Source organism: Desulfuromonas thiophila (genome assembly GCF_900101955.1).
GTDB classification, from domain to species: domain Bacteria; phylum Desulfobacterota; class Desulfuromonadia; order Desulfuromonadales; family Desulfuromonadaceae; genus Pseudodesulfuromonas; species Pseudodesulfuromonas thiophila.
Genome location: NZ_FNAQ01000005.1, coordinates 12,410 through 24,824 on the forward strand (window position 1 = coordinate 12,410; position 12,415 = coordinate 24,824).

At 62.0% G+C, this 12,415-nt stretch carries 17 protein-coding genes; all 17 read right to left on the bottom strand.

Going from position 1 to position 12,415, the window contains the following annotated elements:
• Positions 1–15 precede the first annotated feature (15 nt).
• Complete coding sequence (locus tag BLR80_RS06380; RefSeq protein ID WP_092077503.1) at positions 16–702, bottom strand: hypothetical protein; 687 nt, start codon at positions 700–702, stop codon at positions 16–18.
• Complete coding sequence (locus tag BLR80_RS06385; protein ID WP_092077508.1) at positions 703–1,095, bottom strand: gp17 family tail completion protein; 393 nt, start codon at positions 1,093–1,095, stop codon at positions 703–705. It abuts the gene before it with no gap.
• On the bottom strand, positions 1,092–1,481 hold the full coding sequence (locus tag BLR80_RS06390; protein WP_092077511.1) for an HK97 gp10 family phage protein: 390 nt from the start codon (positions 1,479–1,481) through the stop codon (positions 1,092–1,094). Before BLR80_RS06390 ends, BLR80_RS06385 begins: the two co-directional genes overlap by 4 nt.
• On the bottom strand, positions 1,478–1,825 hold the full coding sequence (locus BLR80_RS06395) for a phage head closure protein (RefSeq protein WP_092077514.1): 348 nt from the start codon (positions 1,823–1,825) through the stop codon (positions 1,478–1,480). The genes BLR80_RS06390 and BLR80_RS06395 overlap by 4 nt, the downstream gene beginning before the upstream one ends.
• Positions 1,801–2,556 carry a head-tail connector protein gene (locus BLR80_RS06400; protein ID WP_092077517.1) on the bottom strand — a complete coding sequence of 252 codons (756 nt, stop codon included), beginning with the start codon at positions 2,554–2,556 and terminating at the stop codon, positions 1,801–1,803. Before BLR80_RS06400 ends, BLR80_RS06395 begins: the two co-directional genes overlap by 25 nt.
• A 14-nt stretch (positions 2,557–2,570) precedes the next feature.
• Positions 2,571–3,041 (bottom strand): hypothetical protein, encoded by a 471-nt coding sequence (locus BLR80_RS06405; protein ID WP_092077520.1) that lies wholly within the window; start codon positions 3,039–3,041, stop codon positions 2,571–2,573.
• Positions 3,038–3,256 (bottom strand): hypothetical protein, encoded by a 219-nt coding sequence (locus tag BLR80_RS06410; RefSeq protein ID WP_092077523.1) that lies wholly within the window; start codon positions 3,254–3,256, stop codon positions 3,038–3,040. Before BLR80_RS06410 ends, BLR80_RS06405 begins: the two co-directional genes overlap by 4 nt.
• Before the next feature lie 63 nt (positions 3,257–3,319).
• On the bottom strand, positions 3,320–4,648 hold the full coding sequence (locus tag BLR80_RS06415) for a phage major capsid protein (RefSeq protein ID WP_216095183.1): 1,329 nt from the start codon (positions 4,646–4,648) through the stop codon (positions 3,320–3,322).
• Positions 4,649–4,650: 2 nt separating this feature from the next.
• Positions 4,651–5,346 (bottom strand): HK97 family phage prohead protease, encoded by a 696-nt coding sequence (locus tag BLR80_RS06420; protein WP_092077526.1) that lies wholly within the window; start codon positions 5,344–5,346, stop codon positions 4,651–4,653.
• Between the two features lie 2 nt (positions 5,347–5,348).
• Complete coding sequence (locus BLR80_RS06425) at positions 5,349–7,340, bottom strand: phage portal protein (protein WP_092077529.1); 1,992 nt, start codon at positions 7,338–7,340, stop codon at positions 5,349–5,351.
• Positions 7,340–9,040 (bottom strand): terminase large subunit, encoded by a 1,701-nt coding sequence (locus tag BLR80_RS06430; protein WP_092077532.1) that lies wholly within the window; start codon positions 9,038–9,040, stop codon positions 7,340–7,342. Before BLR80_RS06430 ends, BLR80_RS06425 begins: the two co-directional genes overlap by 1 nt.
• Positions 9,033–9,491, bottom strand: a complete 459-nt coding sequence (locus tag BLR80_RS06435; RefSeq protein ID WP_092077535.1) for a phage terminase small subunit P27 family — start codon at positions 9,489–9,491, stop codon at positions 9,033–9,035. The genes BLR80_RS06430 and BLR80_RS06435 overlap by 8 nt, the downstream gene beginning before the upstream one ends.
• Positions 9,478–10,245 (bottom strand): DNA methyltransferase, encoded by a 768-nt coding sequence (locus BLR80_RS06440; protein WP_092077537.1) that lies wholly within the window; start codon positions 10,243–10,245, stop codon positions 9,478–9,480. The genes BLR80_RS06435 and BLR80_RS06440 overlap by 14 nt, the downstream gene beginning before the upstream one ends.
• Complete coding sequence (locus tag BLR80_RS06445; protein WP_092077539.1) at positions 10,232–10,798, bottom strand: ParB/Srx family N-terminal domain-containing protein; 567 nt, start codon at positions 10,796–10,798, stop codon at positions 10,232–10,234. Before BLR80_RS06445 ends, BLR80_RS06440 begins: the two co-directional genes overlap by 14 nt.
• Before the next feature lie 163 nt (positions 10,799–10,961).
• Positions 10,962–11,432 carry an HNH endonuclease gene (locus BLR80_RS13370; protein ID WP_342743345.1) on the bottom strand — a complete coding sequence of 157 codons (471 nt, stop codon included), beginning with the start codon at positions 11,430–11,432 and terminating at the stop codon, positions 10,962–10,964.
• 58 nt (positions 11,433–11,490) lie between these two features.
• On the bottom strand, positions 11,491–11,829 hold the full coding sequence (locus tag BLR80_RS06455) for a hypothetical protein (protein ID WP_092077545.1): 339 nt from the start codon (positions 11,827–11,829) through the stop codon (positions 11,491–11,493).
• 39 nt (positions 11,830–11,868) lie between these two features.
• A complete protein-coding gene (locus BLR80_RS06460; RefSeq protein ID WP_092077548.1) occupies positions 11,869–12,237 on the bottom strand; it encodes a VRR-NUC domain-containing protein in 369 nt (122 codons plus the stop codon).
• Between the last annotated feature and the right edge of the window lie 178 nt (positions 12,238–12,415).

Genomic DNA, 12,415 nt, shown 5'->3' on the forward strand with positions numbered 1-12,415 from the left:
TTGGCTGGCTGCTGGTTACTCGGTCACGCCGATCTGACCGCCGTGGATCCTGGTCCCGGCCAGCGCCGATTCGGCCGTCAGGGTTCTCACCTTGGCCGTTACCGTCAGGGTGCCGGCCGCGACGGCGGTGACGATGCACGCAACGTCGTCATTACTGGTGCTGCCCTCGATGATGATGGTGTCGCCCACGGAGAAGCCGGCGGTGACAAAGCCGCTGCCGGAATCGGTGATCGTGGTCGTGGTGAACGCCAGCGTGGCGCCGCTGACGTGGGCGTCGAAGCGGGCCAGCAGGCCCTGCACCAGCAGGGTGGCCGAAAACGGGATGACGCCGGACTTGGTGACCTCGGTGCCGGCCACGCCCTTGACGTAAATCACGCTGCTGTCATCGTTCGCCAGGTCGGGCGCCCAGAAGTCGGACTCGTTTTCGTACAGGCGCAGGTTTGGCAGCCCCTCGTTGTCGAACAGCCGCTGGCGCAGGACGGTCTGGCCGGTCGAGTCGTTGCCGACATAGTTGCCGGCCAGTGCGCCTTCGGTCCACTTGGCCGAGGTGGGGACGGTGAAGTCGAAATCCTGGTCAAATTCCTCCACGTCGATGGTGTTGCGCTCAACGCCGGGGATGGTCAGGCTGTTCAGGCCCTTGATGGTGGTGGTGCCAATCGCTGCCTTGGCCTTGGCGCCCTTCTGGTAGTTGGGTGTGCTCATTTATGTCTCCTGAATGATGGTGGAAAACTCGATGGCCGCCGCCCATAGGTCGCCATCGCGCCAGGGCGGGGTCTGCATTTCGCGGGTGATCATGATGTCGTAGCCGTTGACGGTCAGCACCGCGCCATCGAACAGCGCCCGGCAATGGCTCAGGATCACGGCAACCTCCTGGTAGGTGCCCGAGCCGTAGACGTTCACCTGAAAGCTGAAATCGTCCAGTTCCTCGCTGAACGTGTCGGTGGGGAGGCTGGTAACGCCGAAGAACACCGCGTAGGGGGTCGCCCCTTGCGGCAGGGCCTCGCCGTAGGAGAACCGGCCGCCGATGGCGCTGTAAAAAGCGTTGTGCGGCTCGGTCGCGAACAGGGCATGAAGGGCGTTGAAAAAGGCGTTCATTGCTTCAACCTATTTCTGAACTTTTCTTGGACAAGTGTTCGGTTTCTTTTAAGTGACGGCCGCAGGTAAGGCTTCGCCTTGATTGGCCTGCGAGACTTCCCCTTGCGTTTTCCGGCCCGGTAGGTCGTGCCAGGAGTGCCAAGCTCGACAAATCGCGCAACGTGCCCGAGCTTGTCGCCGCCTGCCTTGACATAGGCCCCGATCGCATCTGGCTTTTCCCATGTGGCAACCTCGATGGTGTTTTTCAGCTCGCCAGAATCCACCGGGCAGAGCCGCCGGGCGTCGGTTGCAATAGCCTCGGCACCCTCGCGGATTGCCTCGCGGCATTCGCCCCTCACCTCGGCGGTCAGTTGCGCCCCGTTCCAGTCCAGCCGAAAGTTGCTCATTTCAGTTCCTCGCACAGCAGGTCGAGGTAGAGGTTCGCTTCCTCGGGGTTGACGATGCCCTTGATCTCGAAGGAGCGGCCGTCGAACAGGACGCGCATGGTCTCATTGATGCCGGGCCGGTAGTCGATTCGGATATTGTGCGTCACGGTCACGCCCTCGCGCATGTTCTCCCGCGCCTCGCGGGCCGACGTGGGCCAGATGGCCGCCCGCGTCGTGCAAACGGACGTCACGGCCTTGTCAATCACACCGCCCGCGCCGATGGCCTCGCCGTCGGCCACAATGGTGGCCGGGTGACGGAATGCTGCCCGTGGTGTCCGTTTCAAAACCGCCTCCAGATTCTCCACGGCGTCAGCAGCGCCTCAACCGCCCGCGTGTTGTACCGCTGCACGTCCGAAACGCTCTCCCGGTTCTGGTAGAGGTCGGCGAGCAGGATCTTGATCGCCGCCTTGATCGGCTCGGGCACGGTCTGGCCGACGCAGGTCCATTCGACGGTGCCATCTGTTACGGTGCCGCCAATCGCAACCGGCCAGGCCGGTTCGGTGGTGCCGGTATCGCCCGCCGTGGCGCATTGGTACGCCAGGCCGTTTGCCGTGGTCGGCGTTACGGCATCGCCTTCCACGGTGGCCGTCTCCGCCGCCCAGGTCTCGCCCGCGTGCCAGCCGCAGGTGAAGCGAATCCGCACCGGGTTGACCGGCCACGGGTCCGCGTCCGGCCACTCGCCGCCCTCCGGCAAGGCGATGAACCCGGCGTCGTCGGTGTCGGAGACGGTGCGATAGTTCGCCGCGTCCCATTCGGTTTCGGCCTCGGTCGTGTCGGTGTAGTAGACACCCCCCACGGATTGCAGGCTTCCCCAGGGGAGGTACAGCCGATCCTCCCCTGGGAAGCCGCCGGGGTAATAATCCCATGTCTGCGTGACCAGCCTCCGGCCCGTCTCCTGCTCGGCGGCGGTGATGGCGGAAAGCAGCAGCGCATGAATCAGCGTGTCGTCGTTGTCGTGGCCGAGATTCAGGTGCGCTTTTGCCTCGGCCAGCGTTACCGGCGGACGGGACGTTCCGGAAACCCGTTTGCAGATCATGGTTTGCTTACTCCTTAGTCAACAGTGGCCGACGGCGGGGCGGCCTGCTGGTAGCGGCCTTCGAGCAGGTAGGTTGCCTGCACGATGTTGGCCGCGTTGCTGGCCCCGGCCTTGACGCAGATGCAGTCGTAACCGTCGCCCAGCGTTACCGGGTCGATCTCGAAAATGACCTGCTTGTTCTTGACGGCGGCGGAGGTGGTGAACGCCACGGCGTCGGTCTGCCGGGTCAGGGTATCGCCGGCGGCCGTGTCCTCGTTGGCCCAAAGCTTCGCGGCGGTGGTGATGGCCGTCGAGCCGGTGCCGTCAACGGCGGTGGCCTTTTCCAGCGTCAGGGCGACGGTCGCGGCGTTGCCCTGGGTGAGGGACACGGCCACGATGGCGCGGGTGCAGTGCTTCAGGCTGACATAATCGCCGTCAACGGCGCTGCCGCCGGCCTGCGGCGCGATGGCTTCGACGATCTTGAACTGCTCGCAGAGTGCTTTCATTTGTGGGGCTCCTTATCCTTGGCGGCCGGGCGTCCGGTCGCGGTTTCTCTTTTTTCGGCCTTCGGGCTGGTGGCCGCCTCGACGGCCGCCGGCTTTTCGCCGGTGAAAAATCTGGCCTTGCCAAGGCCGATCAGGCGACGGGCCAGGGTGATCTCGATATCCTTGACCTCCCCTTTCTTCCAGCCGTCATGGTCATTCAAAAATTCAATAATCATGGTGCGCTCCCTTTCAAGAGGACCAGGCAGCCGGTCCTCTTGATTATTCCCTTTTGGGAATTATTAGGCCCGATTAGCCAGCGCGACGAAGTGCGACAGGGTGTTGGTGCCGTTCTTCGGCGTGATGGCGGAGGCCAGCACCGGCTGGCCGTCGAAGCGATAGGTGAAGCGGAAGGCCGCCTCGTCCTCGACGAACTTGACGTGCATCGACACGTCTTTTTTCATCGCGCCTTTGTCGATGGCGACATACTGGCCGAAATCGCACAGCATGATGTCGCCCTTGTCGCCCAGGGTCTGCGCCTGCTCGATGGCAATGACCGGCCGGCCAAACAGCGTCCCGTAGGGAGAAGCCGAAGCGCCGCCGGGGGGCAGGTAGACGGGGCCGCCGCCAGCCGTGCCGACAGCCAACGACATGGTGAACAGCTGTGGCTCGATGTCCTGGTTGATGATCCAGACCGCGTTGCGGCGGCTGGAGGCAATCATCCGCGCCCACATTTTGCAGATGTTCTCATATTTCACGGTGTCCGCCGTCTGACCGCTTTCCTTGGCGACCGTGACCAGCGAACCGGCGTTCATGATGCCGAGCGGCTGCCCGGCCCCGGTGCCGTTAATAACGGCGTCGGTGATGCGGAAGTCGAACTCACTCTGGAAGCCGGTGGAGATAACCGATTCCAGCGCGGTGGCGTCGGCCAGGAGCTCGTCGGTGGCGTAGCACAGGCCAATCAGCTTGTTGAGCTTCAGGTCGATCTGGCGGAACTTGGGTTTACTGCCGGTGGCGCTTTCGGCCTCGCCCTTCCAGTAGGAAACGATGCCGCCGGCCCGGCTGCCATTCGCCCGGCTGGTTTCGTCCAAACCGTTGATGGAGAGCGAATTGGCCGCGCCGCCCAGGGTGATCTTGTTCAGCCGCTTGGGAATCTCGCCGTTCTCCCACACGTTTTTCAGCAGGCCGGTTGCGTGTTCGGTCTGCACCAAAAAGCCGCCGTCGGCGCCGACACCCTCATTGAGCCCGCTGGCGCGGGTGGTGATCAGGCGTGGGTCAACGGATCGCTCGGAACTGCACGCCCGGCGCACGGCGACGAGCATCTCCCCGAAGCTGTGGAACTTGTCGCGGGTTTCCTGCTCGTCACGGCCAACCTCAATGCGGCTGTGACTGTTGGGATCCGGCTTGATCACTTCGCCTTTTGGTTTTTCGACCCGACTGATAATGTTCTGGGTGCGCTCCTCCAGGGCAATCTGCTTTTCCAGCTCCTCCACCTGGTCGAGATGATGCGCCATGTTCTGCCGCTCCTCCTTGGAGGGGTCGCGGCTTTCGGCCCGGCAGGTAGCGCGGATTTCGCCCACCTTGCCAAGATGCTGATTAACTTCTTCACGCATTACGGTCAGTGTCTTCATGGTCAGAAATTCCTTTTCCAGTCGTTGAGTTGGTTGAATCTTGCCTCAATCTCTTCTGCCGTCGGCGGATCAGCGGCCATTGGGCTTGATTCCTCGCCGGTTGGAGCCTGCCCGGTCTCATTGGAGCCGGTCGGCGGGTTATGGTTGGTGTTTGCGGCGCGGGCTGCCTCCAGGCTACGGAAAGCAACCTCCAGCCCAACGTCCCGGATCCCTGCCTTTGCATCCAGATAGGCCGGAAACACCACATAGCTAAAATCGTAAAGCTTCCCTATCTTGCGGACCGTCCGCACCGGGGTGTCCTTATCCAAATCGCTCCACTCGTCCTCTAAAACGGTGAAACCAAAGCTCATTTCCCGCACGTCGCCGCGCTCGATGGACTCCAGCAGGGCGTCGACAAAGGCGTTTTTCCTTGGCGGGTCCGCCTCGATCTCGACGCCCTGGTCGGTTTCGATGGCACGTAGAGTGCCGGAAGATTGCCGGGCAATCGGCAACAGGGTTTTTGATTCGTGCCCGTACAGCAGCAGTGCGTCCGACGTTTTCAGCGCCTCGGCAGCTGCTCCGGGTGCGATATATTCAAAAAAACCCATATTCTCGGAGCTGCGGTTATAAACAATCGGCATTCCCACCAGCTTTTTTTCTCCGTTTTCAGCGGCGCGGACCTTGATATCAAAAGCCCGCCGCTCGATCTTGTTTTCCATCTTCACCCCGCTGTCAGATAGCAATCACAACCGCGATGCAGCGGCGGATGCGCCTTGGTTCCGTTGATCGGCATGGCGTCCTTGCCCTCGGGCGTGATCTCCTGCCCGTTTTCCACATAGGACTGGCCCCGGACAATCCTTTTGCCGTTCAGCTCCTTGCAGTAGGGGCAGGTTTCAGCCCCACGAACACGCCAGACCGTGCCCAGGCCCGCCGCAAAAACAACGGCCTGATAAACGGCATTGCTGGCCCGCGTCGTTTCGTTCCGGGCGATTTTTTCCGGCCTGGTTTCGCGCCATTCATCCACACGCTGTTCCAGATCGGCTATTGCTCCGGCCAAAAGCGCCCGCAACTGACCCTCGGATGACTCAATGTGTCGCTCGGCGTACCGGGCCACGAAGTCGTCAATCAGCTTCCTGACTTCCGCGCGGTCCGGGTCAATGCCGACCTCATCGCCGGCCGCGTCGCGGATCGCCTCGCAGAAGCTCCGCAGGACCGGCCCCATTTTTTGCCGGATGTACTCGGGAAAATCCCGGTAGAACTCTCCCAGCCATTCGTCCATCGACCGGAAGGCGCGGCCGGCGGTCATTTTCGTTACCTGCGCCTTGACGGCCTTGGCCTCGCGGTTGACCACCGCTTCGGCTGCGCTGCGGATCAACGGATGATACTGTTTGGCAATCCGGTCGCGGACCAGGATTGACCGGGTTTCCCGCGCCGATTTCCCGTCCCGGCGCTCGACGCTTCGCCCCTCTTCGCCGGGTTGGGGCGCGGGCTCCTTCGCTATCTGCGCGGCCTGGTCGGCGGGGATGAAGTTCAGCGGCACATAGGTTTTGTCGCCCTCGCCCGCGGGCAGGGGGTTCATATTCTCCTTGCCCCGGATCTCGTCTTGCGTGATCGCGCCGACCTGCCAGAGCTTGGTGTAAAAATCCGCCCGCGCCTGGCTGTCGCCACGCAGGAGGCCGGCCAGATTGAACTCGAAAAAAAACCCGGCCAGACGTTCGGCGCGGGTCAGTAGTTGTTGGTTGATGCAGCACTCCCAGCGCCTGACCCAATGGATCAGGCAGGCGTCGATATAGTGCTGGTTCTCCTGTTCCAGGTTGTTGTAGTTGCTGTTCGCGCCGTGGATGGCGATTTTGTGCGGCGGGACGTGGTACATGCCGCAGATTTCGATTTTCTGGAAGTTGCGCGTCTCCAGGAATTGGGCGTCCTCCAGCGGTATCGTCAGCGGCTTGAACTCCTCGCCGTTGGAGAGCACCATCAGGCTGTGAGCCTTGCCCAGCCCGGCCCACTGCTCTTTCAGCGCGGCGTGATACTGCCCCGCCTTCTCGCCGAGCTTGACCCCCTGCGGAAACTGCACGACGCCGGTCGGGTGCGTGCCCTCGCCGAAGTATCTGGCACCGAACTGCTCCACGCCCAGGCCCAGGCCGACCGCCTCGCGGGCGACGGAAATCTGGGACATGCCCTTGAGCCCGTTGAAGCCGAAGCCGGGGACGTGGAAAATCTCGTCGCGTCCCCTGTCAACCGTCCTGCCGCCCGCGTCCCATCTGTAACGTAGTTCCCCCGCGCCATTCCGGTACACCTCGACATTGCCGGGGTTGTCAAGCGGCCAGATTTCAACCACTCGGTTACGGTCGTTCCGCCGCACCAGGCTGTAATGGTTGCCCCACAGCAGGTTCTGGCCGATGCCCGCCTCGCGCCAGTTGAAACTGTTGATTTCATCATTTGGGGCGTTGTGGAGCAGGTCGTAAATCACCTGGTCCGTGACCGTGTCCTTGCCGCCGTCCCTGCGTTTCCGGTACAGGTTGAGCGGCAGTCGGGCCACGTCGCCGGCAATCAGGGACACGCAGGCATAAATGGTCAGGTATTTGATGGCCGTCTCTTCGCTCACGCGGACGCCGGCGGACGTTGCCTGCTGGGCGCCGAACGGGAAATACCAGTAGTCGTCAAGGGGTCCGGCCGGACGCGACCGCCTGAAAATCTTGTCAAAAAGTCCCATTAAACCCCCATCGGCATTGAAATCTCGCCGCCGTCCTCGACCATGGCCCGGCACATGGCGTTGATCGTCGCCACCGCGCCGTCGATCTTGTTTTCGTCGCCCTCCTTGAAGGGGAAGACGTTGTCCTTTTTGTCCTTGCGGGCCATCGTGTTGGCGAAGCACCAGTAGGTGACCGGGTTACCATCGTGGTGGAGATTGCCCGCCGAGATGATCGCGTCCAGCTCCTTCATCGGCTCGGAGAGCATGTTGACCGTCTGGCTGATCTCGGTGACCGCGATGCCCTCGTTTTCCAGCCCGGAGACGAGCTGCTGCGCGTTCCAGGGGTCGTTGCAGACCTCGCCGCCGCCGTTATCGGCGCCGGAAAGATCGTGATCCCTGGCCAGCTGCTTGATATCGTCCTCGATATGGCTGTAATCGATCCGGTTGCCGGGCGTCGTCATGATGTAACCGTCGTGCGCCCAGCCGGCGTAGTGGGCCTTGTCTTCCCCCCTGGTTTCCTCCTCGGGAAGGTAGTAGCGCGAAAAAAGAAAATAATCCGGCCCTTTGCGGAACAGGATCATCAGCGCCGCCAGGTCTTTCTTGGCCGCCAGGTCGAGGCCGACATAGGCCGGTTCGCCAAAAAAATCATTGATGTCCAGGGTTGAATCGGCACATTTCTCGAACTCGACCATGTTGAAGAACGCCTCGCCGGCGTTGCTCCAGATGTTCAGATGCTTGCACTTGAGGATGTTCTGCTTCCGCGCGTCGCGGATCGCGGTTTGGTGCTGGCGGCGAAGGTAATCCTCAAAAACGGAAACCCCGTAATTCGGATTCGCCTTCTTCCAGACCTCGAAATCCGTCCAGTCGTCGTCGGCGTCAACCGTATAAATCAGCGCGAACAGCTGATCGTCCACGACCTCGCCAGACAGCACCTTGATGGCCTGCTTGCGCCGGTGAAAGCAGGGGCTGGCGGTGTTGGTTCCGGCCGTGGTGATCACCGCTAAAAGCGGCTGCTCGCGGCTCCCCATGCCGGTGGCGAAACAGTCGTACATGTGATCGTTCTGGTGCTCGTGGTATTCGTCGACAATGCCGCAATGCACCGACGCGCCGTCGCCCGGCTTGCCGATGACCGCCTCGAACCGGCTGCCGGTCGCCATCGAGTAGATGTTGCCGGGGTTCTTGTCGGTGCCGCCCAGCTCCACGCCGAACCGCTGCCGATAGCCGGGCAGTTTCTTCGCCATGAGCCAGGCCGGCCGGAAAACCTCCATCGCCTGATCAAGCGAGGTCGCGCCGCTGTAAACCTCCGCGCCGGGTTCTCCGTCGGCGGAAAACATATAGTTGCCGATGACCGCGCCGAGGGAACTTTTCGCGTTCTTCCTCGGGATTTCCCAATAAATTTCACGAAATCGGCGCTTGCCGTCGCCCTTTTTGAGCCAGCCGAACAGGACGCACAGCGCGAAGCACTGCCACGGCTCCAGCGTGATCGGCCCGCCCGCCCACTTGCCCTTGACGTGTGGCATCAGCTCGGCGAAGCCGCAGACCCGCTGCGCCGCCGCCGCGTCCCACCGGTACGGAAAGGCGGCCGTTTTTTCCCGCTTCAGGTCGTCAAGGTGGCGCTTGCACGCCTGAACGACATACAGGCAGGCCGGAACCTTGCCGGCCACCACGTCGCGGGCATGGCGGTTCGCCTTGTTGACATGCGGGTGTTTTTCCTTAGCCACCGAACGCGCTCCAGGGGTCCGCCGTTTTCTTCTTGCCCTCGCCGGCGCAGACCTTCGCCCGGCTGCTCGGCGTCATGCCGAACTCGGTCAGGAATTTGTGGCACTGCTCCATCGCCTTGTTCGCCACCCACATGGCCGGAGAGGTCTGGACGTTGCCGTTGATCGTTTTGTAAAGCTCGCCCTTCTCCGCGATGATTTTTTCGTACTTCACCCACCGCCCGTAAGCCTGGCAGTACATGGCAAGCTCGGTCCGGTCCAGTTCCGTCAGCAGGCCCAGCCGGTCCAGCTCAACGGTTATCCGGCCCCACTCCTCCAGTGCCTCGGCCGAAAGGTGCGGCGGCGGATCGGGGATACAGGCTTCAGGTTCCGGCTCACTGCTATTACGCCGGTCGGCCCGGTCGGTTCCCTTGAGGATGTGAAGTTTCGTTGGGATTTTTTTACGTCCTGCCACTTGCCACCTCGCTAAACGGTCGGCCTGTCGCCTCAAGCACCGCCGACTTTCCCGTAAAATGCTGCCAACGCCGCACAATCACGTCGCAAAACAGCGGGTCCAATTCTACCAGGCGCGCAAGGCGGCCATGCGCCTCGCAGGCGATGAGAGTAGACCCGGACCCCGCGAAGAGATCCAAAACAATATCGCCTTTGCGAGTTGAATTCTTCAGCATCGAAGCAATTAACTCCGGCGGTTTCATCGTCGGATGGTCGGCCGAGGATCTCGGCTTTTCCGCCCGGAACAGCGACGAGCAGACCGGAGTCGCCCGCAGATTTTCGCCAGAAATAATTAAGATTTCGCCCCCGACCGTCACCGTCACCGACCCATCGTCATTTACCGCGAACGCGGACCCACCACCATCGACCAGGGTGGTTTGTTTCCGGCCACCGTACCACCTGTGCGCCGCACCAGGCTTCCATCCGTACAAAATCGGCTCGTGCTGCCACTGGTAGTCGGACCGCCCAAGTACTAAAGAGTTCTTCGCCCAAACCAGACACCCCGACAGCTTGAATCCGGCGCTCTGGAACGCCGACCGGAACGCCAAGCCCTCTGTGTCGGCGTGCGCGACATAGATCGGAGCACCGGGCTTCATTACCGCGAATGAGGACTCGAACGCCCCGCGCAGAAGATCCAGAAACGCCTCCGCCTTAAGGTTGTCATTCTTAATTTTTCCGGCCTGCTTGGATTCGTAGTTAACGTTATAGGGGGGGATCTGTCCAGCATGCGTCCGCCATTACGCCGCCCATAGCCCGGTCAATATCTGTGATGACCGTCGCGTCACCGCAGGTCAACCGATGCTGGCCCAACAACCACACATCGCCCTCCAACGAAACCGCGACTGACTCGAGCGGAGGCCCCTCGTCCCTGTCCAACGGGGTGTCCGATTCTTCCTGTAGGTCAAAGCCCGTCAGCAGCGTGTCGAACCCCTCCGCCCGCAGCGCCTCAAGCTCAACCCGGACCAGCGCCTCGTCCCATGTCGCGTTTTCGGCGATCCGGTTGTCCGCCAGGATGTATGCTTTCTTTTGCGTCTCGGTCAGGTGCGCCAGCTCGATTGCCGGCACCATTTCGAGCCCCAGCTTCCTTGCCGCGAGCAACCGGCCATGGCCGGCGATGACACCCTTTTGGCCGTCGCAAAGTATCGGGTTGTTGAATCCGAACTCCCGGATTGACGCCGCGATCTGCGCGACCTGTTCATCGCTGTGCTGGCGCGCGTTGTTGACATACGGGATCAGGTCCGTGACCCGCATCGCCCTGACTTCGATCACGTTTTGCCCCCCCCCTTCAAAATGGCACAGCGAAAAAAAGGCTGCCCGTCCGGTCTATAGCGTTAAAATCACAGCGATTTTGACCGCCCTACCCCCGTACTTGCCCACCAGGCGCGCCAGGTTGCCCCGTGTCGCGTTTTTCTTGCGAGAGGCGGGGGTAAGCCTACCCATTGCCGAAGCCGCCGTCCTCGCGGGCCGTCTTGGCCGAGTGGCACCGATGGCACAACGCCTGAAGGTTGCCCAGGGCCCAGAATTTTCCCTTATCGCCCTTGTGCGGCTCGATGTGGTCGACGTCCGTCGCCACCGTCACCCGGCCTCGCCGTTGGCACTCGGCGCACAGCGGATGCTCGGCCAGGAACGCGGCCCTCAGCTTGCGCCACCGGTGGCCGTAGCCACGCGCCGCCGCCGATCCCCGTCGCCGGTCCTGCTCGTTCGCCGCCTGCTTCCTCCTCGGCTCGCACCGGTCACAGTACCCGCCGGCATTGCGCGTTGGGCGCCTGCAACGCCTGCATGGTCTCGCCGGTGAGGTTGGCATCCTGGCCCCAAAATACGAACGCCCGACGGGAAGCCGCCGGGCGTTTTGATGTTGTTTTTTAGTTTTTTCGTGCTGCTCACACGAATTCCACGATGACATTTTTGTATCACAAAAACCCTCTGCATGAAAACAGGTTTTTTTCACACTGTCATTTTTTTTACGGCCGCTCCAGATATCGGTCTCCCTCGGCCAGCAGCTGGCGAGCGGACAGCCGGGAATAGAACCCCCGCATCGCCCCGCCACACTGGCGAATCTCCAGGCACGTCCATTGCCCCTCTGGCGCCAGGTGCGCCCGGATGACCAGCTTCCGCAGACAGTCAATCGCCGGCAGGCAGGCCAGGTAATCCACCGCCCACTCGATGATCGGCCGCTGGCCCGGCAGGCTCGACGACTGCACCCGGGTGGCCGCCGCGTGATCCATCGCCTTGCAGCCATTGCACTCCAGGGCCTCCACCGCCAGTCCGAACACGTCCTTCTGATGCTGCGTCAGCGCCATTGCATCCTCCTTCGCCTCGCCCGGCTTCCGGGCCAAGAATCAAACCCCGAGGTAATCCCTGACCACCGCTACCGCCTCACGCCAGCCCCGGCAGACCTCCACCCGGTAGCCCTGCGACCGCAGTAGTTCGTGGAACCGCTTCTGCTCGGCCGACACCGTTCCGCCCGCCTTCCGCTTCATCTCGATCCGCAGCCCGCAGCACTCACCACGCCGGACAGGCAGGTCGATGTCGGGAACGCCAGGCCGCAGCCCTTGCCCCTTCAGCCTTGCCCGCAGACTCGGCGATACGCGAATGCCGTTCATCGAGCCGTTGGCCAGCTGCAGCTCGGGGATCCGGATCTGGTTCGAGATGACCCACCGGAAAAATTGCTCCTGCTCCCATGACTCCAGGGGTGTTTGGTTTTTCATTTTTCTCCTCCCGTCTTTCGGGTCTCCCACTCCCAGGGAGGAGAGAGACCCTTTCAAGGGACTCTCTCTCCCTTAAGGGAGAGTGCACAGACTGCACAGTCTAAGTATTTGTTTTTGCGCTACTTTTGTCTGTGCAGTTGACTGTGCAGCGACTGTGCAGTGCACAGTCTAAGTTGTT